The organism is uncultured Plantibacter sp. (genome assembly GCF_963518075.1).
Lineage (GTDB): Bacteria > Actinomycetota > Actinomycetes > Actinomycetales > Microbacteriaceae > Plantibacter > Plantibacter flavus_A.
In genome coordinates this window covers 1-18,973 of the sequence record NZ_CAUQHZ010000028.1, presented here as the reverse complement: position 1 = coordinate 18,973, position 18,973 = coordinate 1, and the positions used below count along the sequence as shown (strand labels likewise).

17 protein-coding genes are annotated in these 18,973 nt (G+C 68.9%); 7 read left to right on the top strand and 10 right to left on the bottom strand.

Annotated elements, in window-relative coordinates:
* From RWN05_RS17845 to lanKC, 5 genes are all read right to left on the bottom strand, one after another.
* The coding region (locus RWN05_RS17845; RefSeq protein ID WP_314140577.1) for an ATP-dependent Clp protease ATP-binding subunit at positions 1-2,549 on the bottom strand (2,549 nt) is incomplete at its 3' end.
* A gap of 97 nt (positions 2,550-2,646) precedes the next feature.
* Positions 2,647-4,020 carry an FtsX-like permease family protein gene (locus RWN05_RS17840; RefSeq protein WP_167620432.1) on the bottom strand — a complete coding sequence of 458 codons (1,374 nt, stop codon included), beginning with the start codon at positions 4,018-4,020 and terminating at the stop codon, positions 2,647-2,649.
* A 2-nt stretch (positions 4,021-4,022) separates the two neighbouring features.
* Positions 4,023-4,769: an ABC transporter ATP-binding protein gene (locus RWN05_RS17835; RefSeq protein ID WP_079001262.1), complete on the bottom strand. Its 747-nt coding sequence runs from the start codon at positions 4,767-4,769 to the stop codon at positions 4,023-4,025.
* Between the two features lie 113 nt (positions 4,770-4,882).
* Positions 4,883-5,020 carry a hypothetical protein gene (locus RWN05_RS17830; protein ID WP_153303372.1) on the bottom strand — a complete coding sequence of 46 codons (138 nt, stop codon included), beginning with the start codon at positions 5,018-5,020 and terminating at the stop codon, positions 4,883-4,885.
* The gene (gene lanKC / locus RWN05_RS17825; RefSeq protein ID WP_079001260.1) at positions 4,989-7,643 is read right to left on the bottom strand and encodes a class III lanthionine synthetase LanKC; all 2,655 of its coding nucleotides are present in this window, start codon (positions 7,641-7,643) and stop codon (positions 4,989-4,991) included. Before lanKC ends, RWN05_RS17830 begins: the two co-directional genes overlap by 32 nt.
* Before the next feature lie 109 nt (positions 7,644-7,752).
* Here lanKC and RWN05_RS17820 point away from each other — a divergent pair, with 109 nt between their 5' ends.
* From RWN05_RS17820 to RWN05_RS17805, 4 genes are all read left to right on the top strand, one after another.
* Positions 7,753-9,219 carry an MFS transporter gene (locus RWN05_RS17820; protein WP_314140576.1) on the top strand — a complete coding sequence of 489 codons (1,467 nt, stop codon included), beginning with the start codon at positions 7,753-7,755 and terminating at the stop codon, positions 9,217-9,219.
* 74 nt (positions 9,220-9,293) lie between these two features.
* Positions 9,294-9,875 carry an ArsR family transcriptional regulator gene (locus RWN05_RS17815; RefSeq protein ID WP_314140575.1) on the top strand — a complete coding sequence of 194 codons (582 nt, stop codon included), beginning with the start codon at positions 9,294-9,296 and terminating at the stop codon, positions 9,873-9,875.
* A 25-nt stretch (positions 9,876-9,900) separates the two neighbouring features.
* On the top strand, positions 9,901-10,998 hold the full coding sequence (locus tag RWN05_RS17810; RefSeq protein WP_314140573.1) for a serine hydrolase domain-containing protein: 1,098 nt from the start codon (positions 9,901-9,903) through the stop codon (positions 10,996-10,998).
* A complete protein-coding gene (locus tag RWN05_RS17805) occupies positions 10,995-11,405 on the top strand; it encodes a hypothetical protein (protein WP_064297149.1) in 411 nt (136 codons plus the stop codon). The genes RWN05_RS17810 and RWN05_RS17805 overlap by 4 nt, the downstream gene beginning before the upstream one ends.
* 15 nt (positions 11,406-11,420) lie before the next feature.
* Here RWN05_RS17805 and RWN05_RS17800 read toward each other — a convergent pair whose 3' ends face one another.
* The 4 genes from RWN05_RS17800 to RWN05_RS17785 are packed head-to-tail and all read right to left on the bottom strand — an operon-like array spanning position 11,421 to position 14,978.
* A complete protein-coding gene (locus RWN05_RS17800) occupies positions 11,421-11,837 on the bottom strand; it encodes an RbsD/FucU family protein (protein ID WP_064297148.1) in 417 nt (138 codons plus the stop codon).
* 48 nt (positions 11,838-11,885) lie between these two features.
* A complete protein-coding gene (locus tag RWN05_RS17795; protein ID WP_314140572.1) occupies positions 11,886-12,743 on the bottom strand; it encodes an amidohydrolase family protein in 858 nt (285 codons plus the stop codon).
* Positions 12,743-13,696 (bottom strand): aldo/keto reductase, encoded by a 954-nt coding sequence (locus RWN05_RS17790; protein ID WP_314140571.1) that lies wholly within the window; start codon positions 13,694-13,696, stop codon positions 12,743-12,745. The genes RWN05_RS17795 and RWN05_RS17790 overlap by 1 nt, the downstream gene beginning before the upstream one ends.
* Positions 13,689-14,978: an L-fuconate dehydratase gene (locus tag RWN05_RS17785; RefSeq protein ID WP_314140570.1), complete on the bottom strand. Its 1,290-nt coding sequence runs from the start codon at positions 14,976-14,978 to the stop codon at positions 13,689-13,691. Before RWN05_RS17785 ends, RWN05_RS17790 begins: the two co-directional genes overlap by 8 nt.
* Before the next feature lie 180 nt (positions 14,979-15,158).
* Between RWN05_RS17785 and RWN05_RS17780 the strand changes: the two genes are divergently transcribed.
* Together RWN05_RS17780 and RWN05_RS17775 are read left to right on the top strand one after the other, a co-directional pair.
* On the top strand, positions 15,159-16,061 hold the full coding sequence (locus RWN05_RS17780; RefSeq protein ID WP_314140569.1) for a fumarylacetoacetate hydrolase family protein: 903 nt from the start codon (positions 15,159-15,161) through the stop codon (positions 16,059-16,061).
* Positions 16,058-16,828 (top strand): SDR family oxidoreductase, encoded by a 771-nt coding sequence (locus tag RWN05_RS17775; protein WP_314140568.1) that lies wholly within the window; start codon positions 16,058-16,060, stop codon positions 16,826-16,828. The genes RWN05_RS17780 and RWN05_RS17775 overlap by 4 nt, the downstream gene beginning before the upstream one ends.
* A 252-nt stretch (positions 16,829-17,080) precedes the next feature.
* Here RWN05_RS17775 and RWN05_RS17770 read toward each other — a convergent pair whose 3' ends face one another.
* Entirely contained in the window at positions 17,081-17,737 is a 657-nt protein-coding gene (locus RWN05_RS17770) for a MarR family winged helix-turn-helix transcriptional regulator (RefSeq protein WP_314140567.1), read from the bottom strand.
* A gap of 53 nt (positions 17,738-17,790) precedes the next feature.
* Between RWN05_RS17770 and RWN05_RS17765 the strand changes: the two genes are divergently transcribed.
* Positions 17,791-18,552, top strand: a complete 762-nt coding sequence (locus tag RWN05_RS17765; protein ID WP_314140566.1) for a hypothetical protein — start codon at positions 17,791-17,793, stop codon at positions 18,550-18,552.
* Positions 18,553-18,973: the final 421 nt, after the last annotated feature.

Genomic DNA, 18,973 nt, shown 5'->3' with positions numbered 1-18,973 from the left:
GTGACGACGATCTTCCCGCCGACCGCGTCGACGTGCACGGTCGAGCCGTCGCCGACCCCGCCGCCCACGACGAGCTCGGCGATGCGGTCGTCGACCTCACGCTGGATGAGGCGACGCAGGGGACGCGCCCCGTACTCCGGCTCGTAGCCGAGCTCCGCGAGGAGGGTGAGCGCTTCCGGAGTCGTCTCGAGAGACGCACCGCGTGCGGCCAACCGCTCGGTCGTACGGCCGAGCATCAGTCCGACGATCTCCTGCAGCTGCTGCTGGTCGAGCTTGCGGAAGAGGACGACCTCATCGATGCGGTTGAGGAACTCCGGACGCATGGCCTCGCGCAGTTTGCCCATGACCCGGGCACGCAGCGCCTCCTCGGAGCCGAAGCCCGTCGGGTCGTCGGCGCCACCGGCCACGAAGCCCATCGCTCCGGACCGCGAGGCCAGGAACTCGGAGCCGAGGTTCGACGTCATGACGACGACCGTGTTGCGGAAGTCGATCGTCCGCCCCTGACCGTCGGTCAGGCGACCGTCGTCGAGCACCTGCAGGAGCAGGTTGAAGACGTCCGGGTGCGCCTTCTCGATCTCGTCGAACAGCACGATCGAGTAGGGGTTCCGACGCACGCGCTCGGTGAGCTGGCCCGCCTCGTCGAACCCGACGTACCCGGGAGGGGCACCGATGAGTCGCGACACCGTGTGACGTTCGCCGAACTCACTCATGTCGAAGCGGATCACGGAGTGCTCGTCCGCGAAGAGGGATCCGGCGAGCGCCTTCGCGAGTTCCGTCTTGCCGACGCCGGTGGGGCCGAGGAACAGGAAGCTGCCGACAGGGCGGTTCGCGTCCCCCATGCCCGTGCGGTTGCGACGGACGGCCTTCGAGACCGCGGTCACGGCGTCGTGCTGGCCGATGACGCGAGCGTGCAGTTCGTCCTCGAGGCCGGCGAGACGTTCCCGCTCACCCTCCGTGAGCCGACTGACCGGGATGCCGGTGGCACGGGACACGACGCCGGCGATCTGGGCCTCGTCGACGATCGCGTCACGGTCGGTGCGGGCACCGGGTCCGTTGGAGACGGCGTCGAGCTTCGCCTGGACGGCGGTGATCTCGTCGCGGATGCGCGAGGCCTCCTCGTAGTGCTCGGCCGACACGGCGGCGTTCTTCGACACCTCGAGTGTCGCGAGCTCCTCGACGAGGGCGCTCACGTCGACCGCCTTCCCGAGCCGCAACCGCAGCCGGGCTCCGGCCTGGTCGACGAGGTCGATGGCCTTGTCTGGCAGGACGCGGTCGGGCAGGTAGCGGGCCGAGAGCTCGACGGCTGCGCGGAGGGCGTCGTCGGTGAAGCGGACGTCGTGGTGCTCCTCGTACGCCGGACGGAGACCGTCGAGGATGAGGACGGCGTCCTCGATCGACGGCTCGCCGACGCGCACGGGCTGGAAGCGGCGTTCGAGCGCCGGGTCCTTCTCGATCCCGCGGTACTCACGGAGCGTGGTCGCACCGATGAGGTGCAGCTCACCGCGAGCGAGACGCGGCTTGAGCATGTTCCCGGCGTCCATGCCGCCCTCGCCGGAACCTCCGGCGCCGACGACGGTGTGGACCTCGTCGATGAAGACGATCAGCTCGGAGCGGTTGGCTGCGATCTCGTCGAGCAGACCGGTGAGGCGCTCCTCGAAGTCACCGCGGTAGCGGGTTCCGGCGACCATGGCCGGCAGGTCGAGTGAGACGACGCGCTTGCCGCGCAACTGCTCCGGGACGCCGCCGTCGACGATCGCCTGGGCGAGCCCCTCGACGACCGCCGTCTTGCCGACGCCGGCCTCGCCGACGAGGACGGGGTTGTTCTTCGTGCGGCGGGAGAGGATCTCGATGGTCTGCTCGATCTCCTCGGAACGTCCGATGACGGGGTCGAGCGACCCGCCGGCGGCGAGCGCCGTGAGGTCGGTGCCGAAGCGGTCGATCATCGGGGTGTCCGAGTCGAGGTCGTCCGCATCGCGGTCGTCCTGGTCGTCGGTGGCGACGCCGGGGTCGCCGACGGTCTGGCGCATGCCCTGGGTCAGCGCCTCCGCCGTGACGCCGGCGCGGGCGAGGACCTCACCGGCGGGCGAGTCCTGGTTGATGACGAGCGCGAAGAAGAGGTGCTCGGGGTCGACGTAGGTCGACCCGGCGGCGCGGGCCACCTGGTAGGCGTGGAACAGCGCGCGCTGGGCCGACGGCGTGATGGCCGGGTCCTTGACGCTCGGCGAGGACGCCTGCGGCAGGCGCTGCTCGGCGGCCTTGGCGATGACCTTCGGGTCGACGCCGAGGCGCGCGACGGCGTCCTTCGCGGGCTCCTCGCTCACGATGACGCGCAGGATGTGCAGCGCGTCGAGCTCGTTCTGGCCGCGCTCGAGCGCGAACCGGCCGGCGCGCTGCAGGATCTCCTGCGTCCGCGCGGTGAGGAAGCGGCTGAGGTCGATGGTCCGCGCCGAACGCGCCCGCTCGCCCTCGAGGTATCGGGCGAGGAAGTCGTCGAACGACGACGATCCGCCGTCTGCTGCTGCGCCGCCCTGGGTGAAGTCTTCGGGCACGTGAACCTCCTGGATTCAAACTTGAGTGTCGTACGCTCAAGTCCAACGCGGGGTGCCCGAAGCTATTCCCGGCAACGATCCTCGTCCCAGCGAACCTTCAGCGAGGGAGCCTGTCCACCGCCGCTCGACGATGCTCCAGCGCCGCGGGCAAAGCGAGGGCGGCAGCCAGCACACAGAAGCCTCCAGCGCCGACCGCGAGGCCTGGCGCGACGGCGAGCACCGGGCGCGCCCCCTCTTCGAGGCGACCGAACGCCTCAGCCTCCACCGCTGAGACAGCCGCTGCCGTCAGGAGCCCGAGGAACGTCGCGGTCACGGCATACATGAAGGCTTCGACGACGCCGGCTCCGACGATCGAGCGGTGACTGACGCCGCCCACAGCCAGCAGCGCCCGCTCGTGCACCCGCTCACGAGCAGCCATCACCACGACCGTCGCGGTGCCGGCGATCGCCAGGACGACCGTCGGACCGAGAATGGTCCAGACACCGGAGTGGTTGATGCCGTGCTCGCCGGCGGACACAAGCCCGGCCGCCCTCCTGGCGGAATCGGCGGTCTCGAACACGGTGTAGATCGAATTCGCGAGGGCGACCGCGACGTAGAGCGGAACGAGGGAGACGCCTACACGATCCAAGCGGAAGGCGCAGCCACGACGCGCGAGGTACCAAGCCGTCGACCATCGACGTGGGACGATCCATGTCCACGCCGCGAGGAACATCGCAGCGATCCGCGAGACGTGCAGCGCGATCAGCGGGATGATCAGCAACGACAGGAGCATCGCGAGGCCGACTAGGAGACCGAGCCGACTGGACACGTCGCCGCTCGCCGTACCGACCATTCCGGCCGCCACTGCGAGGACCGCCGCCGACATGACCAGGCTGAGCGCGAGCCTGAACGCGGTCGGGCGACGGCGGACGACTTCCGCGCTCAGGACCGCGTCGACCGCCGGTACCCGGAGGATCGAGCCGGCACCTTGCAGACCGGCGAGCAACAGGATGCCGATGAGCAGTGCCCAGGTCGACAGGAGCACCAGCGTGCTCGCCGGGGCATCGACGATCGCGGCGACCGCGTTGGCCTGCAGGACCCAGCCGGTGAACCGCGGTGCGACCAATAGGGCCAGTGGCAGCCCGAGCGCTCCGCCCACGGTCCCGAGCACGATCAGCTGCGATACAAGGACGCCGGCGATCCGCACTGACGACATCCCCGCGAGCTTCCAGGTCGCGAACGGTCGACGCTGGAGTTGCACCGCCAAGGAGACCGCGCTCGAGGTGATGACGAAGACCGCGAGCGAGGCCATCCCGTACATCGGCGTGCTCAGATTCCGGACGATGCGCTGTTCCCGGACGGGCAGCCGACCGGCGGCCTCCACGAGCACTCCCACGCTGACAAGGAGCGCGTTCGCGAGTGCCAGGAACAGGAGCAGGGAGATCCACACCCGCCACTGATGCAGGAGTGTGCGGAGAACGAGACCGGCCATCGTCATGCTCCCACGGACGTATGGACACTGTCCGCGCGGGCCGTTTCGATGGCGGACCAGAGCGCCTCCGGGGTGGCGGACGTCAGCTCAGCGTGGACGGAACCGTCACAGAGGACCAGCACACGATCCGCACGCGCAGCAGCGTCGAGGTCATGGGTCACCATCACCATCGTGCGTTCGGGACCGAGCGATCCGAACAGGAGGTCGAGCACGACCCGTCCTGACGACGTGTCAAGTGCACCGGTGGGTTCGTCGGCGAAGACCAATTCAGCCTGCGACAGCAACACCCGGCCGATCGCGACGCGCTGCCGTTCACCGCCTGACAGCTCGTCCGGGCGATGCCGGAGGCGCGACGACAGTCCGATATCTGCGGCGACATCTGCGACCGCCTGACGCCCGGCTGCGCGACCGGCGAAGAGCGCGGGCAACGCGAGGTTGTCCCGCGCGTTGATGGAGGGGATCAGGTTGTAGTCCTGGAACACGAAGCCGACGGACCGCCGCCGGAATCGGGAACGACCCCATTCGGTCAGGGATGACAGCTCCGTCCCCAACGCCACGACGCTTCCACGTGTCGGAGCTCGGAGACCAGATAGGCAGTGCAGGAGTGTCGACTTCCCGGATCCCGAGGGCCCGACGACCGCCAACGACTCACCGGCGGCTACAGAAAGACTCACCCCCCGCAACACGTGGACCGGGTCGCGGCGATGCAGCGAATAGCTGAAGGAGAGATCGCGTGCTTCAAGGCTCATCGTTGCAGTGTCTTTCGTCGTTCAGGCACGGTGTCTCCACCAGCTCAGGTCGGTCGTGAGCATCGGGGCTGCTGCGCTCGATGTCCTCGTGTGCGCAGCAGCCCCCCCCCTCATCAGCCGCCCGCGCACGCGAACAGGCTGGCCGAACTCTCCGGCTGGTTTTCGCCGCAGGCCCACCAGCTCCAGTTGCTGCCTAGCGTTCCGATGCCGCGATGCGCATCACGGCGCTGAAGGTCGAGAACCTTGTTCATGTTCATCACCTCCTCTCCGATCAAGACCGAGCGAACCCTGCGCTCGCTCGAACAGCCCGGGCTGCTGCATCAGCGGCAGCCAGGACAGGTCTCTTTGACGTTGTGCTGTGAGCGCGGCGAGGATACCTGCACTTCCAGTCGCCAAGTCGCTGGACAATCGGAGGTAGTTCTCTCCGGGAAACTGCACCGATCGTCTCCAACACAAGGCGTCGTGAGCGAGAGCGCTTCGTTGGAATTCAGCGCCGTCAGTAGCGATCGGAGCGCGATCAGCCGCGAGCGCTGCGAGTATCCCCGCACGGCCGTTGAAGAGACCAGAGAACGCGTACGTGTGGCTCGCGCAGGCGCGTCGCAGTCCCGCTGTCACAAGCGAGACGTCGTCACCGAGGTCGACCCGGTCCTGCAATTGCGCGATTGCCACAAGAACCCCCGCGCTGCCTCGGGCAAGATACGGAAGTGTTCTCCCGTTCTCCGTGTCCTCAATTCCCACGAGGTCATCAGCGTAAGAACGCGTCCGAGAAAGGTCGCGCTCGACTGCTCGGATAGCGAGTCGCATTGCGCCGAAGTCATCGTGGTGTCGCGCGAGCGTGGACAAGAACAAGGAGATACCCGACCATCCGAACAACAGCCCTGCCCGACGGTCGAGTGCCTCAGATGCGCTGGATTCACCGTCGGAGAACAGCTGTGCCGAAATGCGGGCGGCGCACTCCAGCGCAATCTCGAAGTACTCCGAGTCTTCATACTCGAGCGCTGCGCCGACGGCTGACAGGCCGATCCCTGCGAGTCCGCCGAACAGGTTGAGGCTACGCGTCCTGCCTCGCGCCTGCAATGAGCGATCGATATGGCGCTTCGCCGCATCGTGTGCACCAAGTTCGCTGAGTGCTGCAGCGACGCCCGCAAGGCCGTTGAACAAACCGGGTTTCGTATCGGGAGGTGAGGTATCGGCCGCGGCGACGAGCCATTCAGTGAGGTCTGACGTGATGTCGACATCCGCGCGCGCCAGGGAGAGCAACACTCCGGCAGCCCCGTTCGCAACGTTCACCGTTCCGAACGGGTCGGCTTGGGCCACATCGCCAGGAAAGAGTGCGCCGGACGTTGCACGGAGGGACGCCAGAATACCCTGAGCAAGTCGATCACGCGTCACTGGGTCTCCCAGCCGTTCAACGTCCCACACGGATGGCGACTCGGCCGGTGTCAGTTCGACCTGAGTCGTCAATTCACGCGGCAGTTTGACACAAGCGCGACGGATGATTTCCGCTGCCCTCGAGCCAAACGTCGCCGAGACCATGTCTATAGTCCTGTACCAGTGACCTGGGGCGAGTATCTCGATCGACCTGTTGACCTGGAAGAGGGACGCGGCGATACGTGACACTGCGAACCAGTCAGCTTCTGCAGCGGTGTACCCGTCCGGCGGAGCGTAACCCAGCGCGTTGAAGCTCGACCGCGTTCGACTATTCGGTTGCCGTCCGTCTTCGAGGTCGATGAGGCGAACCGACAGGTCGGCAAGCACAAGGACGTTGCCGGGGTGCAGATCACCAGCAACCGCTCCCTGCTGATGAAGCATCGCAACGCACCGTTCGATCGAACTCATGATGCGATCCACACAATCGACGAAGCGGGACTGCTCATCACTGGCCAGGCGTTCCCGACTGAATGGATAGTTTTTCGCCCCCCATGCACTCAGCGGCTCCCCGGGGACGTGCTCCATCTCGAGAAAGCGGTGTTCCCAAGCGGTGAACATCCGGATGGGCCGCGGAGCAATCTCAAGATGTGCCACGTGCGACAGCGTTTCACCCTCGACATTGAGCCGTTCGACTGCATCGCGTCCGCGCGCGTCTAGGCCAGCAAGAGGCCTTGCTTCTTTCACGATCGAGCGGACGGCCCCTCCACCTGACGATGCCTCGTAGACTCCTCCGCTGTTCGAGAACTTCAGCGGGGTGAGCAAGTCATAGTCATCGAGAGGTGACTGCTCGGCAGGCACCTCACGGAAGATCTTGATGGCGTGTCGTACTTTGTCCGTCATTTGAACCTCGGCAGGCATGTCGAAGTACGGCACGCGAAGGTCGGCGATCAGTCGGAACCCATCGCCGACGAGAGAAAGCACGGGCTCATCGGTTGCATCTGGGACCATCAGGGGCATGAATCCGCCGTAGCGGAGATACAGCGGACCGTCGCCGACTCTCACATCGCTCAGGATGAATGGTCCTGGCCGACCACTGAGACATGCGGAGAGGGTGTCAATCAGGCGATCCAGTTGATGAGCATCGCACGGATAGACAGTCACGAACTTTCCGCTCGCAGCCCTGTCGGCGCTCTTCGAGTTTCGTGCCACGAGACCGTCGCGGGTCGGAACGAACTTGAACGACGCGCTCATCGCCACACATACGTCAACTGTGGCCTGCAGCGTCTCAGCGGCCGCGTCAGGAGTCGCGGAGACGTGAATCTTCCAACCCTGAACGGGTAGGTCCACGTCTGGTGGAGCGCACATCTCCCAGCCGTTTTGCCGGAAGCGCCGCCAGTCGTTGGGGATACCTTGTGGCTGGAACCCGTCGCCGCGCTGCTGCGCCTTCGCAGACGAGTAGAAGGGCAGCTCCGGATGACTGAACTGGAAATACCGCTGGTCCACGAAGCGCCCTCCCTTGTTTGATATTTCAAATGTAGAGTTTAAGATGGTCGACCGCAAGGGCCTCTCTCCGCGCTACCGCCCGTTCACCACGCGGCACTAGCCTCAGTGCATGAGCACGACTCCCCCAGGTGGCACCGACGACACCGGCCGGACAGGCGGGCACGGCGACGAGGCCCCGCGTCTCGGATCCCGGCCCCGCAACTTCCCGCCACCACCGCTCGTCACCCCCGACGCCGCAGCGGCCACCGTCGACCTCGACACCTCGCAGGTCGCCGCAGTGAAGGCGCAGGCGGGCCGGAAGGGTCGCATCTTCGCGTGGAGCCTGTGGGACTGGGGCTCGGCGTCGTTCAACGCGGTCGTCACCACCTTCGTGTTCACCGTCTATCTGACGAGCGACTCCTTCGGCGAGGAGGCCGCGGTGTCGGCGTCGCTCGGGTGGGCGCTCGCGGCCGCCGGGCTGCTGATCGCGATCCTCGCGCCGGTCGTCGGCCAGCGGTCGGACTCCGCCGGTCGACGGAAGTTCTGGCTCGGCTTCAACACCTACGTCGTCGTCGCGGTCACCGCGCTCCTCTTCTTCGTCGCCCCCGATCCGGACTTCCTCTGGCTGGGCCTCGTCCTCCTCGCGGTCGGCAACATCGTGTTCGAGTTCGCCGGCGTCAACTACAACGCGATGCTCGCCCAGGTGTCGACGCCCACCTCCATCGGCAAGGTCTCCGGTCTCGGCTGGGGCATGGGGTACATCGGCGGCATCGTGCTGCTGCTCATCGTGTACTTCGGCTTCATCTCCCCCGAGGTCGGACTCTTCGGCGTCACCGGCGATGACGGCATGGACGTCCGCGTCGCGATGCTCGTGTCCGCGGCGTGGTTCGGGATCTTCGCCCTGCCCGTGCTGTTCGCGGTGCCCGAGTACCACGCACCACAGGCCGTCGCCCGGCCGCACGTCGGGTTCTTCGCCTCCTACGGCGTCCTCGCCAAGAGCATCGCGGAACTCTGGCGCGACAGCCGACAGACGCTCTACTTCCTGCTCGCGAGCGCCGTGTTCCGCGACGGGCTCGCCGGCGTCTTCACCTTCGGTGGCGTCCTGGCCGCAGGGACCTTCGGCTTCTCACCCGGCGAGGTGATCATCTTCGCGATCGCCGCCAACGTCGTCGCCGGGATCGCGACGATCACGATCGGCCTGCTCGACGACAAGGTGGGGCCGAAACCCGTCATCGTCGCGTCGCTCATCGGCCTCGTCGTCGCGGGAAGCGCCGTGTTCTTCCTCCACGAGGGCGGCGCGACGATCTTCTGGATCTTCGGGCTCATGCTGTGCCTGTTCGTCGGCCCTGCACAGTCGGCGAGCCGCTCGTTCCTGGCGCGCATCATCCCCGAGGGCCGCGAGGGTGAGGTCTTCGGCCTCTACGCCACGACCGGCCGCGCCGTGTCCTTCCTCGCACCGACCGCCTTCGCACTGTTCGTCACGCTTGGCGGGGCGCAGTTCTGGGGGATCCTCGGGATCGTGCTCGTGCTGCTCATCGGCCTCGGACTGCTGATCCCGGTGCACGCGAAGCAGGGGCGGCTCAGCTCGCGGGCCTGATGCACGGCTCCGGTGAGCCGACCGAAGGGTCCATCAGCTTGATTTCGTAATTACGATATTTGTACACTTGGGTCATGACGACCATCGACCCCGGCGATCTCGAGGCACGTCTCGCGCGCCTCGAAGCCGCCGTGTTCGCCCGACCGGCCGACGACGACACGACCACCGAGCGACCGGATGACGCTCCGTCCGCAGCCGCGACAGGCGATTCCGATGACACCTTCTGGGCGCTCCACGGGCTCGAACAGCGCACGACCGAGCTCGAGCACGGGGCGGTCCTCTTCACCGGATCGGTCGTCGCCGGCGGCGGACCCGTGCAGTGGCAGTACGCCAGAGCGACCGACGACCTCGTCGCGCTCGGCGACGACCCCGACGCCGTGGAATCAGCAGGCTCCGGCCCACTCGCGACCGCGGCATCGCGGCTCGCGGCCATCGGCTCCCCCGTCCGGCTGCAGCTGCTCCTGGCCGTCGCCAACGGCACCTCCGCACTCGCGGACCTCGGCGAACTCGACGGCATCGGGACGACCGGCCAGGTCTACCACCACGTCCGCGTCCTGACGGCCGCCGGCTGGCTGCAACCCGCCGGCCGCGGACGGGTCGCGGTCCCACCCATGCGACTCGTCCCGCTGCTCGTCGCCGTCGCCGCCATGGAATGACCACCGACCCCAGGAAGGACCCCGCATGACCGCCACACCACGCAGCACGTCCCGACCCAGACGGGTCTGGGTCATCGCCGCCATCAGCACCGCTGTCGCCCTCGCGGCTGGACTCGTATTCCGACCAGGACCCTCGACGCTTCCCGCGGAGGCCGCCGGCGACGCCGAACTCGCGGCGACCGTCCGCGAACTCGCCGGCCCCGACCGCAAGGCCGTGCTGGCCGTCGTCGTCACCCCGGACGGCACCCGCACCGCGACGATCGGCGCCCAGCCGGACGCCCGGTTCGAGATCGGGTCGGTGAGCAAGGCCTTCACGGGACTGTTGCTCGCCGACGCGATCGAGCGTGGCGAGGTCACCCCGGACACCAGGCTCGGTGACCTCCTCGAACTGGGCGACGCACCCGCGGCGGACGTCACCCTCGAGCAGCTCGCCACCCACACCTCCGGTCTGCCACGCCTGCCGATGGATCTCTCGACGATCCTCTCCTCAGCGTGGTTCGCACTCACGACGGCGAACCCGTACGGAGAGGACCTCGAGAAGCTGCTCGAACAGGCGCGGTCCGCGTCCCTCGACACCCCGAAGGGCACCTACTCCAACCTCGGCTTCGAACTGCTCGGCGCCGCCCTCGGCTCGGCCGCCGGCACCAGCTACGCCGACCTCCTCGAGGAGCGGATCACCGGTCCGATGGGACTCGACTCGACCAGCCCCGTGAGCGATGCAGCAGAGCTCGGCGACCGCGACCTCCTCGGTGAGACCGCCGGCGGACGGACCGCCGCAGCATGGACCGGCACGGCGATCGGGCCTGCCGGTGGCATCCGCTCGGACACGGCGGATCTCGCCCGCTTCGCGGAACGACTGGCCGACGGCAGCGCGCCGGGCATCGGGGCGCTCGCCCCACAGACGGCGTTCGGCGATCGCGAGATCGGCTGGGCCTGGATCACCGATCGGAAGGCGATCGACGGTGAGGACCTCGTCTGGCACAACGGCGCCACGGGCGGCTTCGCCTCCTTCGTCGGCGTCGTCCCGGCGACCGGCACCACGGTGGTCCTCGTCTCGGCGACCCAGGAGTCGGTCGATGCGGCCGGTGTCGCCCTCCTCGAGCAGATCGGAGCAGCACGATGATCGAGATCCTCATACCCGCCGTCGTCGCCCTCGTCATCGCCTGGTTCCTCGCCCTCCAGGTCGCGCATGCGTGGAGTACGGGACGCTGGGCGGCGACCGAGCGCTACCGGCTGGTCGCCGACGCGGTCGACAGCATCGTGATCCTCGCCCTCGTGCGCGCCCTCGCCGCGCCGGTCGGCGTCTGGTCCTGGGCGTGGGTCATCGCCGTCGCGATCGTCGGCTTCGGACTCGCCGGAGCCGCCCTGCGCTGGCGGTCACTCCCGTGGCACGCACCCAAACCGAAGCGCTCACTCGACGAGCACGGGGCGACGGTCGAGACCGCGGTCGCGCCGAAGGACCGCCGGCGGCAGGTCCAGGCCGGTGTCTACGGTGTGGTCGGCGTCGCGATCGTCGCGCTCTGCTGGTGACCGCACCGAACCGCTTCACGCCGTGCGCGTCACGAGGCCCTTCCGCAGCGTGACGTTCCCGTAGGTCCTGGTCTCGCCCGTGCGGATGATGAGGAAGGCTGTGGCGGCCTCGTCGTAGTAGGCGAACCGGTCGACGAAACGCACGGCGTCCTCGGTCGTGCCGGCGGCGGCGATGAGTTCCCGCTGGACGTCGAGCACCGTGCCGTCGGCACTCGTCATGAGGTCGAGCACGGGTTCGTCGTCGAGCGGGATCACCGTGCGCACCGCCCGGAGGACCTCCGGCGTCGACAGCGTCGGGAGCACGACGACGCGTTCGCCGAGTCGAGCGGCCGGGAAGTGCGCGTCGGCGATCACCACCGTGTCCGAATGCCCCATCGCGTCCAGATGCAGCAGCAGTTCGCCGCTCAGCACCGGGTCGATCCCTGTCAGCATGGTGACCTCCTCGTCATGGTTCCGTGTCCATCCGTCTGCCCGATCATGTCAGTCCGTCGTCGCCGACGGCCCGCGGGGGTCGAGCCGGTAGACGCGCGTCGCCGTCCCGCCACGGAGTGCATCGCGTTCCGACGGCGACAATTCGTCGACGAGACCGGACAGCTCGTGCCAGACCGCACCGTACCCGCCGCTCGTGACGGTCATCGGCCAGTCACTGCCGAGCATCAACCGCTCGGGCCCGAAGCAGGCGAGCGCGGTGTCCCAGGCCCGACGCACGTCGGCCGCCACGAACGGCCGACCGGCACGGTTGAGGCCGGACACCTTCGCGACCACGTTCGGTGGCTCCGCCGCCGCGGCCAGCTCGGTCGCCCAGCGTTCGAAGGCCTCGTCGTCGCGCGGCGGCTTCGCGAGGTGGTCGACGACGATCGTCAGCCCCTCCTCCAGCCGCGCGAGTCCGGTGGCGTCGCGAAGTAGCCGAGGGAAGGCGTTCGGGAGGTCGAGCGGAAGCCCGCGGTCCGCGAGGACCGCCGCCAACCGGCGCGCGGGCGCGGCCAGGAGCAGGCCGTCCCGGGGATCGTCGTGCAGCAGCTGACGAACGCCGCGGAACCGTGGGTGCGCGCCCCAACGGTCGAGCAGCACCTCGGCCCGCTTCGCATCGTCGATCGGCACCCAGCCGACGACGCCGGCCACCCAATCGAAAGCGTCCGATGCACTGAGCATGGACATCGTGTCGAGCTCGGTGTCGTCGGCCTGGACGAGGATCGCCGCATCGACGCCGGCCGTCTGCAGCTCTGCGGCCGCACGCTCCGGCGTGAAGTCATCGCGAAGCGACTCGTCGGCCGAAGCGAGCCAGTGATACCCGTCGGCGCGATTCCACAGATGGAGGTGCGCGTCGATCGTCCGCATCAGCCGAGCAGCCCTCTGGTGCGCAGCTCCGTCCAGAAGGTCTCGGGGATCGGTGCCTCGAAGCGCTCCACGTTCTGGATGATCTGCTCCGGCCGCGAGGCGCCGACCGCGACCGTCCGCACGGCAGGGTGGCGGAGCGGGAACTGGAGGGCGGCTGCGGGCAGTTCGACGTCGAACCGACGGCAGATCTCGGCGATGTCGACGGCGCGGTCGAAGACCTCCGGCGGGACGGCACCGTACTCATAGCGGCCATCCGGGTCCGGCACGGCGCGGGCCAGCAGGCCCGAGTTGAACACCGAGGCGGCGACCACCCCGACGCCGTGTTCCAGACAGGCGGGCAGCAGCTCGTCGGCCGCCGGTTGCTCGGCGAGCGTGTACCGTCCGGCGATCATGATGAGGTCGGTCAGGCCCGTGCGCACCGCGGCGAGCAGGGACGCGACGTCCATCGATCCGATCCCGACCGCGCCGACGAGTCCTTCGTCGCGGAGTGCGGCGAGCGCCGGTATCCCCTCGGAGATCCCGGACTCCGGATCGTTGCGTTCGGGGTCGTGGAGGTAGAGCACGTCGACGTGGTCGAGTCCGAGTCGTTCGAGGGACTCGTCGAGCGAGCGCCGCACGCCGGCCTCGCTCGCATCCCACTCGCGCCGCACGGAGGCCGGGACGACGAAGTCGTTGTCGGTGTCGAGCGCCCCCTCCCCCGCGGGGTTCGGCACGAGGAGACGGCCGACCTTGGTGGACAGGACGTACTCGTCGCGGGGCTTCGTCCGCAGGAAGGCGCCGAGCCGACGCTCGGAGAGACCGAGGCCGTAGTGCGGAGCCGTGTCGTAGAAGCGGACGCCGTGTTCCCAGGCCGCATCGAGGATCGCCCAGGCCTCCTCATCGCTGAGCTCGCGGTAGAGGTTGCCGAGGTTGGCGGCGCCGTACGCGAGCCGCGGGACGAGCAGGTCAGGCACCGGCGCCCCGGAAGGTGAACTCGGCGATCGACGTCGCGAGCATCTCCGAACCGCCGCCGGGGGCGAGCGGCGCGCGGTACCGCCCGGCGACGATCTCGACGGGCTGGACGAAGTGCTCGTGCAGGTGGTCGACGAATTCGATCATGCGTCCATCCTCGCTCCCGGACACGGCGATGAAGTCGAACATCGAGAGGTGCTGCACCGCTTCGCACAGCCCGACACCGCCGGCGTGCGGGCAGACCGGGACACCGAACTTCGCGGCCAGGAGCAGGATCGTGATGTTCTCGTTCACGCCGGCGACCCGCGTGGAGTCGATCTGGAGCACCTGGAGGGCGTCGGCCTGCAGGAACTGCTTGAACATGATGCGGTTGGCCATGTGCTCGCCGGTCGCGACCGGGATCGGGGCGACGCCGCGCGCGATCGCCGCGTGGCCGAGGATGTCGTCGGGGCTCGTCGGCTCCTCGATCCAGGCGATGTCGTAGGGGGCGAGTCGGGACATCCAGTCGATCGCCTCCGCGACGTCCCAACGCTGATTGGCGTCGACCGCGATCCGGATGTCGGGTCCCACCGCGTTCCGGGCGATGGCGAGGCGACGGACGTCGTCCTCCACATTTCCGCCGACCTTGAGTTTGACCTGCGCGAACCCGTCCGCGACCGCTTCGCGACACAGACGGTCGAGCTTCTCGTCGGAGTAGCCGAGCCACCCGGGCGTGGTCGTGTAGGCGGGGTACCCGGCTGCGAGCAGGGCCTCGATCCGGTCCTCCCGTCCCGGTTCGGCGCGACGGAGGATCGCGAGGGCGTCGTCCGGGGTGAGGACGTCGCTCAGGTAGCGGAAGTCGACGAGCTCGACGAGCTCCTCCGGCGTCATCGTGGCGAGCAGCCGCCAGAGCGGCAGGCCGGCACGTTTGGCCTTGAGGTCCCAGAGCGCGTTGACGACGGCGCCGATCGCCATGTGCATGACGCCCTTCTCGGGACCGAGCCAACGGAGCTGGGAGTCGTAGACGAGTTCGCGCCAGAAGGCTCCGAGGGCGTCGAGCACGGGCTCGACCTCGCGACCGATGAGGTGCTCGCGGAGGGCGTGGATGGCAGCGACCTCGACGTCGTTGCCGCGTCCGATCGTGAAGACGAAGCCGTGGCCCTCGTGGCCGTCGTCCGCGTCCGTCACCAGCCGCAGGTAGGCGGCGGAGTAGTCGGGGTCGGGGTTCATGGCGTCCGAACCGTCGAGGGTGGTGGAGGTCGGGAACCGGACGTCGTGCGTCTCGAATCCGATGATGGTACTCACGTCGGCATGCTCCTTCGGGCTGGTGCCACCGAGCTTAGACATCCGATGTCTGGGCTGTCAATGCGCTCATTCCAGCCGAAAAGACCTGTTGCGGCGGTCGACTTGGAGGGTAGAGTTCAGACGTTATCGGCTACGGAGCCGGGTCCGCACGCGGGCACCGGCGGAACCGGAAGGACCAGCATGCGCTTCGCCAGACTCGGCCCCGTGGACGGGGAGACCCCCGTCGTGTTCATGGGCGACACCGCCTACGACCTCCGATCGATCACCCCCGACATCGACGGAGCGTTCCTCGCCGGCGGCGGCGTCGCCCGTGTCCGCGCCGCCCTCGAGTCGGGTGCGCTCCCCGTCCTCGACGGCGCCGACGAGCTCCGGATCGGCGCGCCGATCGCCCGGCCGAGCGCGGTCGTCTGCATCGGGATGAACTACGCGGCGCATGCGGCGGAGTCCGGATCCGCTCCGCCCGAGATCCCGATCATGTTCCTGAAGACGCCCAACACGGTCGTCGGACCGAATGACGACGTCCGCATCCCGCGAGGCAGCACGAAGACCGACTGGGAGGTCGAGCTGGGCGTCGTCATCGGCGAGCGCACCTCCTACCTCGACAGCCCCGAGGACGCCCTCGGCCACATCGCCGGCTTCGTCACCGCGAACGACGTGTCGGAGCGCGACTTCCAGATGGCGGCGAGTGGTGGTCAGTGGTCGAAGGGCAAGTGCGCTCCGGGCTTCAACCCGACCGGCCCGTGGCTCGTGACGCCGGACGAGGTCGATGCCAGCGCGCTGCGACTCCGCAGCTGGGTCAACGGCGAACCGCGTCAGGACTCGAGCACGGCCGACCTCATCTTCGACGTCGCCACGGTCATCTGGCATCTGAGCCAATACCTGCAGCTCGAACCCGGCGACCTCGTCCTGACCGGCACACCCGAGGGCGTCGCGCTCTCCGGCCGGTTCCCCTACCTCGCACCGGGCGACGTCTGCGAGGTCGAGATCGAGGGCCTCGGCCGCCAGCGACAGCGGTTCGTCGACCCGGTCCCTGGAATCGCGCCGTCTGCCAAGCCGGCCGAGGCACTCGGAGCCCGCGCATGAGCGCCGGAGACACCGGCGAGTTCGACGGACTCGTCGCGATCGTCACCGGCGGCGCTTCGGGGATCGGCGCCGCCATCGTCGAACGCCTCGCCGCCGATGGTGCGAGCGTCGCGATCCTCGATCTGAACCCCTCACCCGACGAGGACTCCGCCACCCGCCTGTCGGTGCGGGCGAACGTCGCCGACGATGCGTCGGTACGCGCGGCGATCGACGCCGTCGTGGCACGGTTCGGCCGCCTCGACATCGTCGTGAACAACGCCGGTATCGGTGCGCAGGGCACCGTCGAGTCGAACGACGACGACGAGTGGCACCGCGTCTTCGACATCAACGTCGTCGGCATGGCTCGCGTGACGCGCGCGGCCCTCCCACACCTGCGCGAGTCGCCGTCGGCCGCGATCGTGAACACCGCGTCGATCGCCGCGACGGCGGGACTCCCCCAGCGCGCGCTCTACACGGCGACGAAGGGGGCCGTGCTGTCCTTGACGCGCGCGATGGCCGCCGACCACCTGCGCGAAGGCGTCCGGGTCAACTGTGTGAACCCGGGCACGGCCGACACCCCGTGGGTGGGCCGACTGCTCGACAGCGCGCCAGACCCGGCTGCGGAGCGCGCCGCGCTCGAGGCACGCCAGCCGCACGGCCGGCTCGTCGCCGCGACCGAGGTCGCCGGTGCCGTCGCCTACCTGGCGAGCCCGCGATCAGGCTCGACGACCGGCACCTCGATCGCCGTCGACGGCGGGATGCAGGAGCTCCGTCTCCGCCCCGAGTAGCGAGGGCGGGGTCCCGATGCCGCCTCACGGTTCACAACTCAGGAGCGCCCCGGCGGTTCTGCCCCGAGACCGTCATCCCCAAGGTCGACACGCCTGACTCCTCCTGAATTGCGAACCGCATGGACCGGACGGGTCCGATTGTGCAGAACTCAGGCGCACGCCGGCGCGTCCGGCCACCGAGGGGATGATCCAGCTCGACTCACCGGGACGCCCCTGAATTGCGAACCCGGAGTCGAGGATCAGGCGGGCGAGCTACCGGTCGGTGTCGGGGCGCGGCCACGCGGCGACGAAGCGCTCGAGGAAGGCGGCGAACTGCGCCGCCTCCTCCGGCGTGAACCCAGAGAGCGCGGTCGTGACCGCGTCGCGTCGACCCCGGTGCGCCTCCTGCAGGACCGCGCGGCCGGCAGCGCTCAGCTGCACCACGCTGCGTCGACCGTCGTTCGGGTCGACCGCGCGAGCGACCTCGCCGCGCTTCGTCGCTTCGGCCACGAGCCGACTCGCCCGCGGCTGGTCGACGCCGATCGACTCCGCGAGCGCACTGATCCCCATGCCACCGGGCGCATCGTCACGAGCGAGCGCGTCCAGCATCCGGAACCGGGCCGCCTGGGCGATCGCCTGCTCGCGCGGGTGACGGGCACCACCGCCAGGACCCCAGGGCCCACCGAAGCCGGGCCCGAAGCCCGGACCGCGCCCACGTCCACGTTCGTCCTCAGCGCCGCCGTCGACGTCGTGCCGATGACCGTCCCCGTGCTCATCGTGGTGGTGATGACCGGGCCCTCCGCGCCCACCACGTCCGCCGAACCGACGGCCTGACTGGTCCCGTCGGATCTGGACGAGGGCCCGCTCGATCATCTCCACCGGGTCGGTTGCTGTGGGTTCGCTGGGCTGCGCTTGACGATCGTCGGACATACATGTCATTATACATTTACATGTAATAGAGCATGCAAATAAGGAGACCACCCATGAACACCCACACGACTTCCCCAGAGCATTCCACCAGCCCGACCGCCGAGCGCCCGCTCGGCTTCTGGCTCCGCACCGTCGACCACGCGGTCAAGCACTCGATGCACGAGGTGCTCGCCGACAACGGCCTCGGCCGCCGCAGCTGGCGCACCCTCGAGCTCATCGCCTCCGGCGCGTCGAGCGTCGAGGAGATCGACGCCGCGCTCCCGCCACACCGCCGCGGACCGCGCGGCCCCGAACGGTTCGACCGCCGCGGCGGGTTCGGCCCCGGTCGCGGCTTCGGTCACCCCGAGCGCACCGCCGAGACGACCGCGGACACCGTGTCCGCCGAGCGTCCGGGCGACCACGAGCACGGCCGCCCCGCTCACGATCGGGCCTTCGGGCGCGGCCACGAGTACGGTCCCGGCTTCGGTCGTGATCACCGACCCGGCGGCGCACCGTTCGGTCCTGGCCACGGCCACCACCGCGGTCCTCGTCGATCGACCGCGGACATCGTCATGGACTTCGCCGCTCGCGGCTGGCTCATCGTCGACACCGACGGCATCACCCTGACCGATACCGGTCGCGCGGCGCACGACGCGCTCCGCACCAAGGTCGACGCGGTCCGCCAGACCGTCGCCGACGCCGTCTCACCCGAGGACCTCGCGACGACGCTCGCCAGCCTCGAGAGCATCGCCCGAGCCTTCGGCCGGGACGAGCACACGGCGCACGAGCACGGCCCGCGTGGTCGCTTCGGTCGCGGCCCTCGCAGCGAGCCCTGACCGGCCGCCGGCGTCTTCCGCCCATGCGGACCCCAGCCGACCACCATGCACAGAGCCCCGGGCAGCAATCGCCACCCGGGGCTCTCTCCGTTCGACCGACCATCCCGTTCTCAGGACTCCGTCGCGTGTCGCCACCCACACGAGCCCGACACACCGGACATCTCCTGAGTTGGGGACGAACGGACCACACCCGACCCCGACGCCCCGTTCTCAGGACTCCGCCGCGCGTCGCCACCCACACGAGCCCGACACACCGGACATCTCCTGAGTCGGGGACGAACGGACCACACCCGACCCCGACGCCCCGTTCTCAGGACTCCGCCGCGCGTCGCCACCCACACGAGCCCGACACACCGGACATCTCCTGAGTCGGGGACGAACGGACCACACCCGACCCCGACGCCCCGTTCTCAGGACTCCG